Origin of the sequence: Pseudooceanicola marinus (genome assembly GCF_002786295.1) — a bacterium.
Lineage (GTDB): Bacteria > Pseudomonadota > Alphaproteobacteria > Rhodobacterales > Rhodobacteraceae > Pseudooceanicola > Pseudooceanicola marinus.
The window spans coordinates 256,298-274,023 of record NZ_PGTC01000015.1 but is presented as its reverse complement, the minus strand read 5'-3'; the positions used below and the strand labels follow the sequence as shown (position 1 = coordinate 274,023).

The following is a 17,726-nucleotide window of genomic DNA, read 5'->3' as shown; positions in this document are numbered from 1 at the left end:
CGGTCAGGGCGCGGGCCGCGCGGGACGTGCCCCGCCCGGCCCGGAGCCGATCAAAGATCGGCGTAGACATGCTTCTCGGCCTTGCCGCCGGGATGGGTCACGGCGCCCAGGTAGGTCGAGCCGACCAGCTGGGCATATTTCCACAGCGCGCCGGAGGCATAGATCGTGTCCTTCGGCCCGGCCCAGTCGGCCTTGCGGGCCTCCAGCTCGGCCTCGGGCAGGTCCACGTCAATGGTGCCCTTGATGGCGTCGATGGTGATCATGTCGCCGTTCTTCAGCAAGGCAATCGGCCCGCCGTGGGCCGCCTCGGGGCCGACGTGGCCGACGCAGAAGCCGCGCGTCGCGCCGGAGAAACGGCCGTCGGTGATCAGCGCCACCTTCTTGCCCATGCCCTGACCCGACAGGGCCGCGGTGGTGGCCAGCATCTCGCGCATGCCGGGACCGCCGGAGGGGCCCTCGTTGCGGATGACGATCACTTCGCCTTCCTCGTAGCCACGGTTCTGCACCGCCTCGAAGGCATCTTCCTCGCATTCGAAGACGCGCGCGGGGCCGGTGAAGACCTGCTGCTCGGCGGCCATGCCGGCCACCTTCACGATGGCGCCTTCGGGGGCGATGTTGCCCTTCAGGCCCACGACGCCGCCGGTCTTGGTGATCGGCGTGTCGATGGAATAGATCACCTTGCCATCGGCCTCGCGGTCGATGCGATCCAGTTCCTCGCCCAGCGACCGGCCCGAGGCGGTCATGCAGTCCTCGTAGATCAGGCCCGCCTTGCGCAGCTCCTTCATCACCACGGGGATGCCGCCAGCATCGAACAGGTCCTTGGCGACATAGGTGCCGCCCGGCTTCAGGTCGACGAAATAGGGGGTGTCGTGGAAGATGTCGCAGACGTCGAACAGGTTGAAGTCGATCCCGGCCTCATGCGCGATGGCAGGCAGGTGCAGACCGGCGTTGGTCGAACCGCCGGTGCAGGCCACGACGCGGGCCGCGTTGATCAGCGATTCCTTGGTGACGATGTCGCGGGCGCGGATGTTCTTCTCGATCAGGTTCATCACCGCGCGGCCCGAAGCCTCGCCGTATTGATCGCGGGATTCATACGGCGCGGGCATGCCCGACGAGTTCATCAGCGCCAGGCCAATGGCCTCGGACACGCAGGCCATGGTGTTGGCGGTGAACTGGCCACCGCAGGCGCCGGCGGAGGGGCAGGCCACCCGTTCCAGCATCGCCAGAGCGGCGTCGCTCAGGTCGTGATTCTGGTGCCGGCCCACGGCCTCGAACATGTCCTGCACGGTCAGATCGCGCGAGCGGAAGTCCTCGGGGATCTCGTCGACCTGGGGCGCCTTGCCCGGCAGGATCGAGCCCCCGTAGATGAAGACCGACGGCACGTTCAGGCGCACCATGGCCATCATCATGCCCGGCAGCGACTTGTCACAGCCCGCAAGGCCCACGACCGCGTCGTAGCAGTGGCCGCGCATGGTCAGCTCCACCGTATCGGCGATGGCTTCGCGCGAGGCGAGCGAGCTGCGCATGCCCTCGTGGCCCATGGCCATGCCGTCGGTCACGGTGATGGTGGTGAATTCGCGCGGCGTGCCCTCGGCGGCCTTCACGCCCAGCTTCACGGCCTGGGCCTGACGGTTCAGGGCGATGTTACAAGGGGCGGCCTCGTTCCAGCAGGTCGCGACGCCGACCAGCGGCTGGTGAATCTCGTCCTCGCCAAGGCCCATCGCGTAAAGGTAGGAGCGGTGCGGCGCGCGCGACGGACCTTCCGTGACATGGCGGCTGGGCAGTTTGGACTTGTCGAACTTCGTCATGGAAGCAGCTCCCCCGATCTTGTGGCTGGCATGGGGATAAATGACCGCCCCGCCCCGCACAAGCCCGTCCGGCGCAGATGCGACACGGCGGCCCGCCCGGCGCGGGCGCCTTTGTGCCGCGGGGCACGGCGCGAGAAGCGCGATTGCGGGCGCCCCGGGGGGGCGCTAGCTTGCCTCGCATGACAGGCCCTTCCCCCGACTCGACACCGCCCTGGCGGGATACACCGCCCGCCCTGTGGCGCACCGGCGCGGGGTTCTTGCTGTTCGTCGTCTTCTACGCGGTGCTGCTGTCGCTGTGGTTCATCGCGCTGACACCGATCATCTCGGCAATGATGGCGGGGCGCCAGGTGGCCACCCTCGTCATGCTGTCGTCCTTCGCGGTGGCGCTGCTGGCCCTGGAACTGGTGCTGCGGCTTCTGCACGGGCGTGGCCTGGGCGTGCTGATCGGATCGCTGCCCCTGACCCTGCGCCAGGGCGGGCGGGTCCTGCTCTACGCCCTGCCGGTGGTCCTCGTGATCTCGCTGCTGCCCATGTCCGAGGCGCTGGAGCCACGCCGCTACCTGTCGACCGGCACCTGGCTGCGCTGGCTGGTGCCGGGGCTGACGGCCGTGGCGATCCAGGTCTCGGCGGAGGAGTTCCTGTTCCGCGGCTACCTGCAAGGGCGGCTACAAGCGCGGCTGGATCACCCCGCGCTGTGGCTGGGCCTGCCCGCGCTGATCTTCGGGGCGCTGCATTTCGACGCTACCGCAGGCGACAACGCCATCTGGTTCGTCGTCTCTGCCGCGGCATTCGGGCTGGCCGCCGGCGACCTGACGGCGCGGGCGGGCACCCTGGGTCCGGCGCTGGCGCTGCATTTCCTCAACAACTGCATCGCCCTGCTGGGGGTGTCCTTCGGCGACGAACTGGGCGGGCTGGCCCTTTACCACCTGACGATCCGCCAGGACGATCCGGCGCTGCTGCCGCTGATCCCGGTGGAACTGGCCAGCACCTTCGTGCTCTGGCTGACCGCGCGGCTGGCCCTGCGGCGATGAGCGCCTTCTTCGACCCGGCCCGCGCCTACCACCGTCACGGTGCCTTCGCCGCCCCCGCCCTGCAAAGCCCCGAGCTGTGGCGCATCCTGCTGGGCCTGACGGCGATCGAGGCGATCTTTGCCCTGGCGATCCGGGGTTTCGATGCGGCGCTGGACAGCCTGGCACCGGCCCTGGCCATCGCCGTCTTCGAGGGCACGACGCCTGCCGGGCTGATGGTGCAACTGGCCAGCTATGGCTTCTTGGGTCTCGCCACCGCCTTTGTCACCGAACGGCTGCACCACCGCCCCGCCCGCAGCCTGATCGGAGCCCGCGGACAGGGCCTGCGGCTGATGACCCGCGGCTTTCTCGGCGCCATGGCCTTCTACATGGTGGTGCAGTTCATGCCGCCCTGGAGCGACTTCGCCGCCATCGAGGAGATCCGCCCCGCCGGTCCCTGGCTGCTGGCCCTGCCGCTGGCACTGGCGGCGCTGCTGGTGCAGACGGCCTCCGAAGAGCTGCTTTACCGCGGCTACCTGCAACAGCAGATCGCGGCGCGGTTCGCCCATCCCGCGATCTGGATGGTGGTGCCCAACCTGATCTTCGCCTCGGTCCACTGGAACGAGGGATCGGGCTGGGCCGATAACTGGCAGTATGTCATCTGGGCCTTCTGTTTCGGGCTGGCCTGCTCCGACCTGACGGCCCGGTCCGGCAACCTCGGCCCCGCCATCGGCCTGCACCTGGCGAACAACGCCTATGCCTTCCTCTTCTTCGGCGAGGTGGGCGGGCTGGACAGCGGACTGTCGCTGTTCCTCTTCCCCGCCACCCCCGAGATGCCGGACATGGCCGGGGCGGGCGCCGACGGGCCGATCCTGACCCTGATGCTGGCCGTGGAACTCTTCGTGCTGGCGCTCGCGTGGCTTTCCGCTCGCCTTGCCATCAGGCGCTGATTGCAATCCCCGCCCCGCGCGCTTATTTCAGGGCGCGACGGAAACGCCCCAAAGAGGCCACGATGAACTGGATCAGCAATTACGTCCGGCCGCGGATCAACTCGATCTTCTCGCGCCGGGAAGTGCCCGAGAACCTCTGGTCCAAGTGCGACAGTTGCGGGACGATGCTGTTCCACCGAGAGCTGAAGGAAAACCTGAACGTCTGCACCAGTTGCGGGCATCACATGGGGATCTCGCCGCGCGACCGCTTCCGCAACCTGTTCGACGGCGGCATCTTCACCGAGGTCTCCGTGCCGGAACCCGTGGCCGACCCGCTGCATTTCCGCGACCAGAAGAAATACCCCGACCGTATGCGTGAGGCGCGCCGCAAGACCTCCGAGAAGGAGGCGATGCTGGTGGCCGAGGGCGAGATGGGCCGCGCGCCGGTCGTCGCCGCCTGCCAGGACTTTTCCTTCATGGCCGGGTCCATGGGCATGTACGTGGGCAACGCGATCATCGCCGCCGCCGAACGCGCCGTGCAGAAGAAGTGCCCGCTGGTGCTGTTCTCCGCCGCCGGGGGCGCGCGGATGCAGGAAGGCATCCTGTCGCTGATGCAGATGCCGCGGACCACCGTGGCGGTGCAGATGCTGAAAGAGGCCGGGCTGCCCTACATCGTCGTTCTGACCCACCCGACCACCGGGGGCGTCACCGCCTCCTACGCGATGCTGGGCGACGTGCAGATCGCCGAACCCAATGCGCTGATCTGCTTCGCCGGGCCGCGCGTGATCGAACAGACGATCCGCGAACAGCTGCCCGAGGGCTTCCAGCGGGCGGAATACCTGCTGGATCACGGCATGCTGGACCGCGTGACCCCGCGCACCAAGATGCGCGAAGAACTGATCACCATCACCCGCATGCTGATGGGCCAGCCGCCCGCCGTCGCCGGAGACCTGCCGCCGCCCGCCCCGATGACCGAGGCCACCGAGGCGGAAGCCGAGGCCGAAGCGCAGGCTGCCGCTGCAGCAGCCGAGGCAGAGAACGCAAAGGCCGAGGCCAAGCCCGCCGACGCCGGCAAGAAGAGCAAGTCCGAAAAGTGACCGCAGCGACGTCCGACGCGCTTCTGGCGCGCATGATGCAGTTGCACCCCAAGGTCATCGACCTGGTGCTGGACCGTGTCTGGCGGCTGCTGGCCGCGCTGGATCATCCCGAGGAAAAGCTGCCGCCGGTGATCCACCTGGCGGGCACCAACGGCAAGGGATCCACCCAGGCCATGTTGCGTGCGGGCATCGAGGGGGCGGGCAAGACGACCCATGCCTATACCTCGCCGCACTTGGTGCGCTTCCACGAACGCATCCGCTTGGCCGGCACGCTGATCCCCGAGGATGAGCTGACGGTGATCCTCGACGAATGCCTGGCGGCCAACGGCCCCGAGGCAATCACCTATTTCGAGATCACTACCGTCGCCGCCCTGCTGGCCTTCGCCCGCACGCCCGCCGACTGGTGCCTGCTGGAAACCGGCCTGGGCGGGCGCCTGGACGCGACCAACGTCGTGGCCCAGCCGGCGATGACCATCATCACCCCAATCTCCTTGGACCACGAGGCCTTCCTGGGCGACACCCTGGCCCGGATCGCCGCCGAGAAGGCCGGCATCCTCAAGCGGGGCGTGCCCTGCGTCGTCGGCCCCCAGCCCGAGGAGGCTCTGGAGGTGATCGAGGCCCGCGCCGCCGCCTTGGGCGCGCCGCTGCTGGCCTACGGGCAGCACTGGCATGCCTGGGAAGAACGCGGGCGGCTGATCTTCCAGGACGAAAACGGCCTGCTGGACCTGCCCCTGCCCGCCCTGCCCGGCGCCCACCAGATCCAGAACGCCGGCGCCGCCCTGGCCGCCCTGCGCTACCTGGGCTTCGACGAGGCCGCCTGCGAGGCGGCCGTCACCTGCGCCACATGGTCCGCGCGGCTGCAAAGGCTGACGACGGGCACCCTGGCAGAGGCCGCCCCCGAGGCGGAGATCTGGCTGGACGGCGGACACAACCCCGCCGCCGGCGAGGCCCTGGCCGACTTCCTGTCGTCGCGCCCCGCCCGGCCGACCCACCTGATCTGCGGCATGCTGAACACCAAGGATGCCAGTGGCTACCTCGGCCCCCTGGCCGCATGCACCGACGGGCTGACGGCGGTGACGATCGCGGGCGCGGATGCCGCCCTGCCCGCCGACACCCTGGCGCAGACAGCGCGGGACTGCGGGATGCAGGCACAGACGGCGCCAAGCATAGAGGCGGCCCTGGCGGCCATCGTCGCCGAGACGCCCCAGGCCCGTGTCATGTTCTGCGGATCGCTTTATTTCGCGGGCGACGTGCTGCGGATCAACGGCTGACCCGGCTTAGGCGGGGTGGCAGCCCCCCCTTGGCCCGGAACCTGCGGAAATTTCCGTTACTTCAAGAGTGACTCGTAAGACGCTGTTCCGAATCGGGTTTCCGAATCACGTCTTGACCGGCGGGACGAAACCATCCGTAAGCCGATTCGTTTTGCATTGACCGATTCGATCCGATTCGCATAAAGTCCTTACAGATCAGGCGTTCATCTGCATGGGACGGCTCGCACAGCAGCCTATCACCGCGTGCCGGACCATGTCGCAGACTTGGGATCTATCGGGCAGAACACAGGGGGTCGGACAACGACCCCCTTTTTGCTTTCAGGCGCCCCGATGGGGCGACGGGTCGGACAGCGACCCCCTTTTTGCTTTCAGGCCGCTCCTCCCGGAACCCGGACGGGGGCCCCGCGCTGCCTCAGTCGTCTTCGGCGCCCCAGTCCTTGTCCTGCATCTCGCGCAGGCGGCTGGCGGTGCGCTCGAACTCGAACACCCCTTCGCCCTCGCGATAAAGGCTTTCGGGCTGATCCGCGGCAGAACAGATCAGCCGCACCTTCGCCTCGTAAAGCGCGTCGATCAGGGTGACAAAACGTTTCGCCTCGTTGAAATTCGACCGGCCCAGGCAGGGGATGTCTTCGAGGATCAGCACCTCGACCGCCTCGGCCACGGCCAGGTAATCGCCCGGGCCCAGCATGGCCCCGCAGAGGTCGTGGAATGACGCCCGCCCCACGCCGGAGCGATAGGCGGGAATCGTCACCTCGCGTCCCTTCACCTTCAGCACCAGCGGCTCACCGGCGCCGGTGTCGCCGGTCAGGTCGTGCCAATAGGCCTCGATCTGACGGCGTGCCTCGGCATTGACGGGGGTGAAATAGACCTGCTGGCCGGACAGGCGGTGCTGCCGGTAGTCATGCGGGCTTTCCAGCTCATGCACCACCAGCCGGTCCTTGATCAGCTCGATGAAGGGCAGGAACAGCTGCCGGTTCAGCCCGTCCTTGTAGAGGTCATCGGGCACCCGGTTGGAGGTCGTGACCACCACCACGCCTGCATCGAACAGCGCTTCGAACAGGCGGCCGACGATCATCGCGTCGGTGATGTCGGTGATCTGCATCTCATCGAAGGCCAGCACCTTCACGTCCTCGACCACCTTGGCGGCGACGGGGGCCAGGCTGTCCTCGGTATTGGCCTTGCGGGCGGCATGCATGCCCTCGTGGATCTCCTGCATGAAGGCGTGGAAGTGGACACGGCGCACCGGCACGTCCAGGCTTTCGACGAAGAGATCCATCAGCATCGACTTGCCGCGCCCGACACCGCCCCACAGATACAGACCCTTCGGCGCCTCGGGGGCCTTCCTGCGACCGAAGAAGCCGCGCTTCGCCGGCTGGGCGGTCAGCCCCTCGCGGATACGGTCGAACTCGGGCAGGACGCGTTCCTGCGCGGGGTCGGGGCGGATCTCTCCGCTGGCGACGCGGGCGTGGTAGATGTCGGACATGCTCTGGCTCATGGGGGGCTAGATAATACGCCACCCCCGGCTGGGAAAGCGCACATTCTCGAATGACCCGCCTCACGAAGGCTGAATTGACTGCGCGCGACCAAAGTCTAATCTGCGCCCAATCTTTGGGAGGACCTCCGACATGACAGCCGCCCCACGCCTGCTGACCCCCGTTCTGATCGTGGGCTGCCTGATCATCCTGGTGAACTTCGCCATCCGCGCCAGTTTCGGGGTCTTCCAGATCCCGATCGCCGAGGAATTCAACTGGATGCGCGCCGACTTCTCGCTGGCCATCGCGATCCAGAACTTGGCCTGGGGGATCGGCCAGCCCCTGTTCGGCGCCTTCGCCGAGAAGCTGGGCGACCGGCGGGCGATCATCCTGGGCGCGGTCATTTATGCCGCGGGCCTCGTGGCCTCCTCCTTCGCCGTGACACCCGAGGCGCATTGGGGGCTGGAGATCCTGGTGGGCTTCGGCATTGCCGGGACGGGCTTTGGCGTGATCCTGGCGGTGGTGGGCCGTGCGGCGGCGCCCGAACACCGGTCCATGGCGCTGGCCATCGCCACGGCGGCGGGCAGCGCCGGGCAGGTCGTCGGTGCGCCGGTGGCCGAATTCCTGCTGGGGATGATGCCCTGGCAGAATGTCTTCCTGGTCTTCGCCGCGGCGATCCTGGCCGTGCTGCTGCTTCTGCCGATGATGCGCAGCCCGACACCGCCTGCGACCAAGGCGGAGTTGGAGGAGACGCTGGGCCAGATCCTGCTGCGCGCGGGCAAGGATCCGACCTTCGCCATGATCTTCCTCGGGTTCTTTTCCTGCGGCTACCAGCTGGCCTTCATCACCGCGCATTTCCCGGCCTTCGTGACCGAGCTTTGCGGGCCCATTGCCTCGGGCGGGATCCTGGCGTCGCTGGGCATCACCACCACCTCGGCGCTTGGCGCCATAGCCATCTCGCTGATCGGGGTGTTCAACATCGGCGGCACGCTCTTCGCCGGCTGGCTGGGCAACCGGCTGCCGAAGAAATACCTGCTGGCGGGGATCTACACCCTGCGGACCATCGTGGCGGGGACGTTCATCGTGCTGCCGATCACGCCGGCCTCGGTGCTGATCTTCTCGGCCCTGATGGGCGGGCTGTGGCTGGCGACGGTGCCGCTGACCTCCGGTCTGATCGCCCATATCTACGGGATGCGCTACATGGGCACCCTTTACGGGATCGTCTTCCTCAGCCACCAGATCGGCGGCTTCCTGGGTGTCTGGCTGGGCGGCAAGATGTACGACATCCACGGCGACTACACGCTGGTGTGGTGGGTCGGCGTGGGCGTCGGCGCCTTCTCGGCGCTGATCCACCTGCCGGTGCGGGAAAACCGGCCCGGCCTGCCGACCTCGGCCGCGGCCTGAGGAGCAGGGGCCGCGGCGCGATCAGATCTCGCCGTCTTCCCACAGCCAGTCGCGGAAGGCGCGCACCACCGCCTCGGGGTGCGACAAGGGCAGCCAGTGGCCTGCCCCCGGCACCTCCTTCTGGACCGAGGCCCGGTTCCAGCGCGAGATGACGCCCATGCCTTCCAGCGGGATCACCTGGTCCTCGCTGGCCCAGATCGACAGCATCGGCAGGCCGGCCTTGGCGATCTTGCGGTGTTCCAGCTCCATCGGGTCGCGCAGCACGCCGCGCAGGGAGGACAGGACGGCAGGGGTGAAACCGCGCCAGTCGGCCTCCGCCGCCTGCATCCGGGTGTATTTGCGCGGCACGCCCTGGGCTTCGGCCCGCCGCGCAATGCGGCGATGCTGACCGGGGAACAGCAGATAGAACAGCCAGCGCCCGGTCGCGCCGCCATCGCGGATGCGGCGGGTCAAACCGGTCGGGTAGCCGCCCATTCCGGCGGGCGCCACCAGCACCAGCTTCTCGATCTGCGACGGATAGCGCGCGGCGAAAGCGGCGGCGATGGCACCGCCCATCGAATAGCCGAAGAGCGTGACCGGCTCGGCCACGTTCAGCGCCTCCAGCAGGTCCACGAGCTGGCCAACGAAGAAATCGGCATCCTGCGCGCCATCGGGCCGGTCGGACCAGCCCCGCCCGTAGAGGTCATAGCTCAGCACGCGATAGCCCATGGCCACCAGCCCCGGCACGACGCCATCCCAGGCATAGGCGGGCGTGGTCAGCCCGTGGACCAGCACCGCCACCGGGTCATCCTCATCCCCGTGCCACTGGAAATGGATGCGCCCCCTAGGCAGATCGGCGATCTCGCCCGGGGGCCTGTCGCGCCTCTCGGCCACCTTGGGGCGCAGGTCCTCGCGCAGGAAGGGCGCCCAGGCCAGCGCACCGCCGCCCAGGACCAGGCCGATCAGGGGCGCGACGTTCACCGCGCCTCGCGCCAGGCGTCGAGGACGTGGCGGGCGGTCATCAGGTCCAGATGCGCACCGCCGCCGTTCTTGAACAGGGTGATCCCCTCGTCGTCCGTCCGGGTGAAGGCGCCGAGGTCGTAGTAATCCGCAACCAGGTCCGCGCGGGTGATCGCGCCGCTGTCCAGCGGGATCTGGATCTCGCCGATATGTCCGACGGTGGTGTCGAAACTGTCGACGAAGATGCGGGCCCGTTGCAGGGCACTGTCCATCGCCTCGCGCATGTCGGGGCGGTAGGCGCCGATCAGGTCGACGTGGGTGCCAGGTTTCAGCCAGGCACCGTCCAGGTAGGGTTCGGTGGCCATGGTGGCGCAGGTCACGATGTCTGCCCGGCCCACGGCGGCGGGCAGGTCGGTCACCGCCTCCATCGCCGGGTCGCCCTCGGCCAGCGCCTCGGCACCGGCGGGCGTGCGGTTCCACACCAGGAAGCGCGCCTGCGGAAAGGCCGCGCCGTAGGCTTCTCGCAGGGAGGCCGCGACGGCGCCTGCCCCCACGATCAGGATCACCCGGCTGTCAGGCCGCGCCAGGCGGCGGGCGGCCAGCAGGCTGTCGCCGGCGGTCTTCCACTTGGTGACCAGGTGGAAATCAACGATGGCCTCCAGCGTGCCGTCTTCGTCCGACATCAAGTTGACGGCACCGTTCACCGCCGGCTTGCCCACGGCCTTGTTACCCGGGTAGATCGTCGCGGCCTTCACCGCCACGCCCAGCCCGTCGATCCAGGCAGAGCGGGTCAGCAGCGTGTCCTCGCCGCGATAGAGGAAGGTATCCCCGATCTCGGCCTTGGGCAGATCATGCGCTGCAGCCAGCGCATCGGTCAGCCGCAGCCAGTCGAGGACGCTTTCGCCCTCTTGATAAGAGATCATGGCAATGTCGCTCATGCGGCCTCCTCCTCGCTCAGCAGCCCCTCCGCCACCAGGCGCGCGGCCCAGCCCTCGGGGTGCTCGAATTGATGGGTGCGCCAGCCGCGTGCGGCGGCGGCAGCGATGTTGTCGGCCCGGTCGTCGGTGAACAGCAGCTCGGCGCCCGACAACCCGCTGCCCTCTTCCAGCATTTCGTAGATGCGCGGGTCGGGCTTGATGACGCCCAGGTGACCGGAGACATAGCCCTGGTCGAATTCGTCCAGCACCGGGTATTCGGCGCGGGCTATCTCATAGGTGCCGATGCCGAAGTTGGACAGAGAGAAGACCGGGATGCCCTTGCCACGCAGGGCGCGCAGCAGGCGCCAGGAATGGGGGATGGCAGGCGAACACATGGTCAGCCAGTCCTCGTGCCAGGTCATGATCTCGTCATGCCATTCAGGATGGTCGGCGGCCAGGCGGCGGGCCAGCTCGCCCATGTCCTCGCCCCGGTCGACACGTTCGTTCATCGCGGCCAGGTCGACAGAGGCAAATATCTCCCGCCGCTTCTCCTCCCCGTACTTGGCGTCATAATGTGCCTCCGGGTTCCACTCCAGCAGCACGTTGCCGATGTCGAAGACGACGGCCTTGATGGGCGTTGCGGTCATAGGTCTTGGGTCCGTTTGCTATTTCGCAGCGCTGCGCAGTGCGGTTTCCAGAGCGTTCAGAAAACGAGAGCGGTCCGCCTTTGTAAAGCCCTTGCCCCCGCCGCCCGCGCCCAGCGGATTGGCGGCGCGCAAATCGGCCATCAGATCGCGCATCGCCAACTGCTGGCCGATGTTGGCCTCGGTGAACGTCTCGCCGTTGTGGCGCAGGCAAGTGGCCCCGGCGGCCACGCATTTCGCCGCCAGCGGGATGTCCCCGGTGACCACCACGTCGCCCGGGCCAGCGCGGTCGGCAATCCACATATCGGCCACGTCCGGCCCCTCCGCCACGATCTGGTGCCGCACGTAGGGATTGGCCGAGGGGCGCAGTCCGCCGTTCGACACCATCCAAAGGGTCACCTTGTGGCGGGTCGCCACCTTCTCGGCCTCGGCCTTCACCGGGCAGGCATCGGCATCAATGTAGATCTCGGTCATCGGGCTCCGTTTCGGGTCAGGCATCCGGGTTCAGGACCCGGGGATCAAGCACGCAGGGTCAGGATCTCGTCCAGGGGTTTCTTGATCTTCGCCACCTCGGGCACCGTGGCATCTGCCGCCGGGTGGCCGACGGCCAGGATCATCACTGGCTTCTCATGCTCAGGCCGGTCGCAAAGATCGTTGAGGAACCGCATCGGATTGGGCGTATGGGTCAGGCAGGACAGGCCCGCTGTATGCAGCGCGGTGATCAGCATGCCGGTGGCGATGCCCACGCTTTCGGGCACGTAGTAGTTCTTGTATCGCTCGCCCTCCTGCGTCAGCCCGTAGCGCTGCGCGAAGATGACGATCAGCCAGGGCGCGACCTCAAGATGCGGCTTTGCCACGCCCGTCCCGATGGGTTCCAGCGCGGCCAGCCATTCGTCACCGGCGCCACCCGCGTAGAACTTCTCCTCCTCCGCCTCGGCGGCGGCACGGATGCGCGCCTTCATCGCCGGGTCGGCAATGGCGACGAAATGCCAGGGCTGGTGGTTCGCGCCAGAGGGCGCCAGGCCGGCGGCGGCGACGCAGGTGGCAATCACCTCGGAGGCAACGGGCCGGTCGCTGAACGCGCGCACCGAATGGCGCTGCGCCATCAGCGCGCGGAACGCCTCCGCCGCCCGTTGCATCTCCTCCGGGGCCAGCTCTCGCCGGTCCGGCAGCGGCAACGCCCGGTAGGCCACCTTGCCCTTGCTGTACATCCATCCCCCTCGGGCCGAAAAGCCCGTTTCCCTTGCGCCGGATCATCGCAGAGCGGCCTGTGGCGTCAACCTCTGGCCGCAACCCTTGCCGTGGCCCGACACAAGCGCCATTATCTCCCGGCAAACGCGGAGGTTACATGACCCGTCAAACATCCCCCGGTCGTCGGGGGCGAAAATACGATCAGGTTCTGGAAGGCGCCCGGCGCATCTTCCTGAAGGACGGGTTCGACAAGGCCAACGTCGATGACATCGCCCGCGAGGCCGGGGTGTCGAAGGCGACACTCTACAGCTACTTCCCCGACAAGCGGTTGCTGTTCATCGAGATCGCCCGCAGCGAATGCCATCGCCACGCGGATCAGGCCAAGGATTTCGTCCTGCCCGACCTGCCCGCCGAGGAGCTGCTGACCGCCATCGCCCGGCGCACCGTGCACGACCTGAGCCACCCGCTCGTCGTGTCGATGTACCGGCTGGCGACCTCGGAATCGAACCGCTTTCCCGACCTCGCCCAGGCCTTCTACGAGGCCGGGCCGCAGTTGACCCTGGGAAAGCTCTCGACCTACCTGGCGGAAGCGACAGAGCGGGGCGAGCTGCAGGTGCACGACCCGGACCTGGCCGCCGATCAGTTCCTCGCGCTGTGCAAGAGCTCGCTGATGCTGAAGCTGCAATTCGGCATGATCGACGCCCTGCCGGCCGCCGAGGGCGAAAGAATCGCCGACGAGGCCGTGAAGACCTTTCTCTGCCGCTACGGCGTCACCACCAAGGAAAGCCCATGAAACCTGCCCCGCTCGCTCTCGTCCTGGTCCTGCTGACCTCGGCCTGCGCCACCGCCATGAGCCCGGGGCCGAAGACGCCCTGCGGCCTGGAAACACTCGACCATGTCATCGGCCAGCCCTGGTCCGAAGACCTGCTGCCGCCGCGCGACGGCCGCGTGCGCGTCCTGCGGCCCGGTGACATGATGACGATGGATCACCTGCCCGAGCGGCTGAACGTGCACCTCGACGATGAGGACCGGGTGAGCGAGCTGCGCTGCGGTTGATCCGCAGCGCGCCTGGTCGACCGCGACCCTGTCGCGCCTCAGTCGACGCGATAGCCCTGATGGCAGGCGCCACAAGCCGCGCCGATCGGGCGGAAGCCGGCCTGCACGCTTTCCAGCGACCCTGTGTCCAGCGCCGCCACGGCGGTCTGCAGTTCGGATGCCATGGTGGTGAAACCGTCCCAGTCTTCCCAGATCGCCGGAGCGGCTTCGGATTCAGGGTCCATCTCGTTGGCCTCGAACTTCGCCGGGATCATCGCGGCGGAGGCCTCCAGCGTCGCCTTGGCATCGGCTGCGGCCTCGGCGTCGAAGGCGGTCTTGCCCTGCACCATGCCACCCAGGGTGGCGAAGGCGCCGCGGATATCGCCCATCAGGTCCATCCGTTCCTTGACGACGGGGTTCTCGACATCGGCATGGGCCAGGGCGGCGGCGCCGATGGTGACGGTGACGGCCGCGAGGGCCAAGGTCTTCAGCTGCATCGGAGGGTCTCCACGTTGCTAGGGTGCGCGTTGCCATCACCTTACAGGCATTGCGGGGTCCGCCAAACGCCACGTGCGACGCATCACGAAAAGGTCAGAGCCCGTGGCCCCCTTCCGCGACACGCCGTCCGGGCCAGGCTGGCGGGGAGTTCGCCTGAATTTGAGGCATCGCGCGCCGCGGGCCTGGCCTTCCGTCCGGGAAACCGGCTTGCTTTTGCCCCTTGCCGGGCGCAGGCTTGACCCATGAACATGCAGACCAATGCCCCGATCCCGGGTGTGTCCGCCGACCAGGTGGTGTTCCACCGGACCGAGCTGAACGTCATCCTGTCGCTCTACGGCCGCTTTGTCGCCGCCGGCGAATGGCGCGATTACGGCATTTCCAGCCTGCGGGAGGTGGCGATCTTCTCGGTCTTCCGCCGCTCGGCGGAATACCCCCTCTACCGGATCGAGAAACGCCCCAAGCTGCGCAACAAGCAGGGCATGTATGCGGTCGTCGGCATGGACGGCCAGGTGCTGCGCCGGGGTCACGACCTGAAGACGGTGTTGCGGGTCCTGGAACGCAAGCTGATCCGTTCCGTCGATACGCCCGACTGACGCGCACCTAGAGGCGCCGCCGCGCCGTGAGCGGCCCCTCCCCGGCTGCCGCGATGCGATGGATCGCGCCCGACAGGGCCTCATGGGCGACGCTCATCGTATGGGCATTGGCATGCAGGATCCGGTCCGGCCCGGACACCCAGGCCACGTGGCCTTTCCAGAACACCAGATCGCCGCGCCGCAGGGGCGCATCTTCGGGCAATGCCTCGCCCAGTTCCGCCGCCTGCTGGTCGCTGTCGCCCGGACAGGCAATGCCGCAGGCGCGGCAGGCTTCCTGCACCAGCCCGGAACAGTCGATCCCGCCGGCGCCATTGGCGCCCCAGAGATAGGGCAGGCCCAGCAGGCGTTCCGCCAGGACCACCGGATCAGCGCCCTGCACCGCGGACTGGCTGAGATGTGACAGGGGGATATGGCCCGCATCGGTCTCCGCCCAGCCGTCGGTCGCGCCCAGCAGGGTCACCCCCGCCCCGAAGGACAGCCGCGCCCGTGCCATGGCCCGGGCCTTCGGCGCCTCCCAGGCCAGGGTTTCGCGGATCGCCACCCAGGCCGACGGCAGCGGCGCGCCCTCCGGCGCCAAGGCCTCGGCCGCCACATAACCCGTGTAGCCGTCGTATTCGGCCTCGACGAAGGCGTGGCCGTCGCGGATCTCGTAGACCCGCAGCGCGGCACCGCGCAGCAGTTGGCGATCCCGCGCCCCGCCGGGGGCGGCCAGCAGGTCGGCGGCCGTCGCGCCCAGCACGCGCCGCGCGCCCTCTGTATGGCCCACCTCCCCCGCACGCCCCTTAAGGCGCTGGGCGGCGACGCGGGTATTGGCGGGCCAACGGCGCCGGTCCTCGCCGGCGGGAATGGGGCTCACAGCCCCAGGATCCCCGGCAGGGCGGCATGCAGCGCGCGGATGCCCTGCCCGGCCCCGCCCTTGGGTCGCGCGGGCTGCGCGGCAGGCACCCAGCCGTAGATGTCGAAATGGGTGTAGCGCGCGCGCGGCCCGGCGAAGCGGCGCAGGAACAGCGCGGCGGTGATCGCCCCGGCAAAGCCGCCCTTGGGCGCGTTGTCCAGATCCGCGATGCCCGGTTCGATCATCGTCTCGTAGGGCTCGTGGAAGGGCATCCGCCAGACCGGATCGGCCACCACAGCCCCCGCCGACCCGAGCGCGGAGGCGACATTGACATCATCGGTGAAGAAGGGCGCGATGTCGGGCCCCACGGCCACCCGCGCCGCCCCGGTCAGCGTCGCGAAGGAAATCATCAGGTCGGGGTTTTCCTCCGCCCCGAAGGCCAGGGCATCGGCCAGCACCAGCCGCCCTTCGGCGTCGGTGTTGTTGATCTCGACCGTCAGCCCGTTGCGCGCCGTCAGGATGTCCTGCGGACGGAAGGCATCGCCCGCCACGGCGTTTTCCACCGCAGGGATCAGCACCCGTAGCCGCAGGGGCATGCCACGCGCCATCAGGATCTTCGCCAGCCCCAGCACGTTGGCCGCCCCGCCCATGTCCTTCTTCATCAACCCCATGGAGGCGCCGCCCTTCAGGTTCAGCCCGCCGGTGTCGAAACACACGCCCTTGCCCACCAGGGTCAGCGCCGGGCCGTCATCGCCCCAGCGGATGTCGATCAGCCGGGGCGCGCGGGCCTCCGTCGCGGCGCGGCCCACGGTATGGATCATTGGGAAGTTCTGCTCCAGCAGCTCCGCGCCGGTGGTCACCGCGATGGTCGCGCCATGGGCCTCTGCCAGGGCACGCGCGGCCGCCTCCAACTCGGCTGGCCCCATGTCGGAGGCGGGCGTGTTGATCAGGTCGCGCGCCAATGCCTCGCCGGCGGCAATCGCCTCGATCCGGGCCGCGTCCACGCCCTCGGGCGCCACCAGCCGGGCGCCATGGGCGGGCTGGGCGCGGTAGCGCTCGAAGGTATAGGCGGAGAAGAGCCAGCCGGTCGCCTCCGCCTCCAGCGTCTCATGCGGCAGATCGGTGGCCAGCCGGTAGGCGCCCGCCGGCAGCTTCGGCGCCGCGCCGCCCAGCCAGAAGCGTCCGCGCGCCCGGGCCGCCGCATCGCCATAGCCCACCAGGGCCATCGCCGGTGCGCCGCCCTCGCCCGGCACCATCAGGACCTGGCCCAAACCGCCGGCGAACCCGTTGGCGCGCACCCAGGCGGCCACGCTGTCGGGCTGGCCCTCGACGAAGGCCTCCAGGCCATCGGCCTCGACCAGGTGAAGCGGCAGGGCATCGCCTGCGGCATCGGCGGGCAGGAAGGTCATCATGTCGGCGGTCATAGCGGGCTCCGGATCTTGTTCGTTCCTCAGCCTAGCCCGGGCATCGTCCGCCGCAAGGGCCTTCGACCGGCAGGCGCATCGCCGCCCGAAACCTGGGCGGACCGCTGCGGTCCCGGCCCGGGTTCAGAGAGACGCGTCCTGCAGGTCCCAGACGGCAGTGAGAGAGCGTTCGCCCACGCGCAGCAGCCGCGCCAGCGTCGCGGCCAGGGCGACCGGATCGCAATCGTCGATACAGCGGGTCACATCCTCGGCCACAGCGGCCAGGTTCTTCATCCCCACCTGGTCGGCGATCGCCACCAGCGACCGGGCGGATTTGCGCATCTCGCGCAGCCGGTCCTGGCGGTAGAGCCGTTCGGTATGCGACAGGCGCACCGCGATCTCCTCCATCGCGCGACAGACCACGTCTTCGGCGCCGGCCTCTCCCAGCCGCATGTACAGCTCGCGCAGCCGCTCCGGGTCCACCCGAACCGGTTCGTCCTGCGTCAGCACCAGGATATGCTCCACGGTTTCACCCCTTTCCCATTCACCCCCACGGCGGCAGGCACCATGGCGGGCGGAAGTTCTCAAATCCTTGAAAGCGGACCGGGAAACGGGCTGGATTTTGCAGGTGTTTTAGGCGGTTTTTCCAGGCCCATAGCCCAGTCGACCGGTCGGCTGGCCGC

At 68.5% G+C, this 17,726-nt stretch carries 19 protein-coding genes; 8 read left to right on the top strand and 11 right to left on the bottom strand.

The window, feature by feature from the left end:
• Window positions 1–50 precede the first annotated feature (50 nt).
• A complete protein-coding gene (gene ilvD / locus CVM50_RS10580) occupies window positions 51–1,808 on the bottom strand; it encodes a dihydroxy-acid dehydratase (protein ID WP_085889029.1) in 1,758 nt (585 codons plus the stop codon).
• A gap of 179 nt (window positions 1,809–1,987) precedes the next feature.
• Between ilvD and CVM50_RS10575 the strand changes: the two genes are divergently transcribed.
• From CVM50_RS10575 to CVM50_RS10560, 4 genes are all read left to right on the top strand, one after another.
• On the top strand, window positions 1,988–2,839 hold the full coding sequence (locus CVM50_RS10575) for a CPBP family intramembrane glutamic endopeptidase (protein ID WP_157792170.1): 852 nt from the start codon (window positions 1,988–1,990) through the stop codon (window positions 2,837–2,839).
• Complete coding sequence (locus tag CVM50_RS10570; RefSeq protein ID WP_085889031.1) at window positions 2,836–3,765, top strand: CPBP family intramembrane glutamic endopeptidase; 930 nt, start codon at window positions 2,836–2,838, stop codon at window positions 3,763–3,765. The genes CVM50_RS10575 and CVM50_RS10570 overlap by 4 nt, the downstream gene beginning before the upstream one ends.
• 62 nt (window positions 3,766–3,827) lie before the next feature.
• Window positions 3,828–4,841, top strand: a complete 1,014-nt coding sequence (accD, locus tag CVM50_RS10565; protein WP_085889032.1) for an acetyl-CoA carboxylase, carboxyltransferase subunit beta — start codon at window positions 3,828–3,830, stop codon at window positions 4,839–4,841.
• A gap of 32 nt (window positions 4,842–4,873) precedes the next feature.
• Window positions 4,874–6,112, top strand: a complete 1,239-nt coding sequence (locus CVM50_RS10560) for a bifunctional folylpolyglutamate synthase/dihydrofolate synthase (protein WP_085889265.1) — start codon at window positions 4,874–4,876, stop codon at window positions 6,110–6,112.
• Between the two features lie 412 nt (window positions 6,113–6,524).
• On the opposite strand, the gene zapE is transcribed toward CVM50_RS10560, so the two are convergent.
• Window positions 6,525–7,595, bottom strand: a complete 1,071-nt coding sequence (zapE, locus tag CVM50_RS10555) for a cell division protein ZapE (protein ID WP_232618217.1) — start codon at window positions 7,593–7,595, stop codon at window positions 6,525–6,527.
• Window positions 7,596–7,737: 142 nt separating this feature from the next.
• Here zapE and CVM50_RS10550 point away from each other — a divergent pair, with 142 nt between their 5' ends.
• Window positions 7,738–8,988 carry an MFS transporter gene (locus CVM50_RS10550; protein ID WP_085889034.1) on the top strand — a complete coding sequence of 417 codons (1,251 nt, stop codon included), beginning with the start codon at window positions 7,738–7,740 and terminating at the stop codon, window positions 8,986–8,988.
• Between the two features lie 21 nt (window positions 8,989–9,009).
• Here the strand turns inward: CVM50_RS10550 and CVM50_RS10545 are convergent, their stop codons facing one another.
• Genes CVM50_RS10545 through CVM50_RS10525 form a run of 5 tightly spaced genes read right to left on the bottom strand, consistent with a single transcriptional unit; the run spans window position 9,010 to window position 12,699 of the window.
• Window positions 9,010–9,948: an alpha/beta fold hydrolase gene (locus CVM50_RS10545; RefSeq protein ID WP_232618216.1), complete on the bottom strand. Its 939-nt coding sequence runs from the start codon at window positions 9,946–9,948 to the stop codon at window positions 9,010–9,012.
• A complete protein-coding gene (locus CVM50_RS10540) occupies window positions 9,945–10,865 on the bottom strand; it encodes an ornithine cyclodeaminase family protein (RefSeq protein WP_085889035.1) in 921 nt (306 codons plus the stop codon). The genes CVM50_RS10545 and CVM50_RS10540 overlap by 4 nt, the downstream gene beginning before the upstream one ends.
• On the bottom strand, window positions 10,862–11,491 hold the full coding sequence (locus CVM50_RS10535; RefSeq protein WP_085889036.1) for an HAD family hydrolase: 630 nt from the start codon (window positions 11,489–11,491) through the stop codon (window positions 10,862–10,864). The genes CVM50_RS10540 and CVM50_RS10535 overlap by 4 nt, the downstream gene beginning before the upstream one ends.
• Window positions 11,492–11,509: 18 nt before the next feature.
• Window positions 11,510–11,962 (bottom strand): YaiI/YqxD family protein, encoded by a 453-nt coding sequence (locus CVM50_RS10530; protein ID WP_085889037.1) that lies wholly within the window; start codon window positions 11,960–11,962, stop codon window positions 11,510–11,512.
• Between the two features lie 44 nt (window positions 11,963–12,006).
• Window positions 12,007–12,699, bottom strand: coding sequence for a nitroreductase family protein (locus tag CVM50_RS10525; protein WP_085889038.1), 693 nt, complete (start codon window positions 12,697–12,699; stop codon window positions 12,007–12,009).
• A gap of 137 nt (window positions 12,700–12,836) precedes the next feature.
• Between CVM50_RS10525 and CVM50_RS10520 the strand changes: the two genes are divergently transcribed.
• Window positions 12,837–13,472: a TetR/AcrR family transcriptional regulator gene (locus tag CVM50_RS10520; RefSeq protein WP_085889039.1), complete on the top strand. Its 636-nt coding sequence runs from the start codon at window positions 12,837–12,839 to the stop codon at window positions 13,470–13,472.
• Entirely contained in the window at window positions 13,469–13,735 is a 267-nt protein-coding gene (locus tag CVM50_RS10515) for an I78 family peptidase inhibitor (RefSeq protein WP_232618215.1), read from the top strand. Before CVM50_RS10520 ends, CVM50_RS10515 begins: the two co-directional genes overlap by 4 nt.
• 38 nt (window positions 13,736–13,773) lie before the next feature.
• Here CVM50_RS10515 and CVM50_RS10510 read toward each other — a convergent pair whose 3' ends face one another.
• Entirely contained in the window at window positions 13,774–14,211 is a 438-nt protein-coding gene (locus CVM50_RS10510; protein WP_085889040.1) for a c-type cytochrome, read from the bottom strand.
• A gap of 243 nt (window positions 14,212–14,454) precedes the next feature.
• Between CVM50_RS10510 and CVM50_RS10505 the strand changes: the two genes are divergently transcribed.
• Entirely contained in the window at window positions 14,455–14,805 is a 351-nt protein-coding gene (locus CVM50_RS10505; RefSeq protein WP_085889041.1) for a DUF2794 domain-containing protein, read from the top strand.
• Window positions 14,806–14,812: 7 nt separating this feature from the next.
• On the opposite strand, the gene CVM50_RS10500 is transcribed toward CVM50_RS10505, so the two are convergent.
• From CVM50_RS10500 to CVM50_RS10490, 3 genes are all read right to left on the bottom strand, one after another.
• The gene (locus CVM50_RS10500; RefSeq protein ID WP_085889042.1) at window positions 14,813–15,661 is read right to left on the bottom strand and encodes a C40 family peptidase; all 849 of its coding nucleotides are present in this window, start codon (window positions 15,659–15,661) and stop codon (window positions 14,813–14,815) included.
• Entirely contained in the window at window positions 15,658–17,064 is a 1,407-nt protein-coding gene (locus tag CVM50_RS10495) for a leucyl aminopeptidase family protein (protein WP_232618214.1), read from the bottom strand. Before CVM50_RS10495 ends, CVM50_RS10500 begins: the two co-directional genes overlap by 4 nt.
• Before the next feature lie 123 nt (window positions 17,065–17,187).
• On the bottom strand, window positions 17,188–17,568 hold the full coding sequence (locus CVM50_RS10490) for a hypothetical protein (protein WP_085889043.1): 381 nt from the start codon (window positions 17,566–17,568) through the stop codon (window positions 17,188–17,190).
• Window positions 17,569–17,726: the final 158 nt, after the last annotated feature.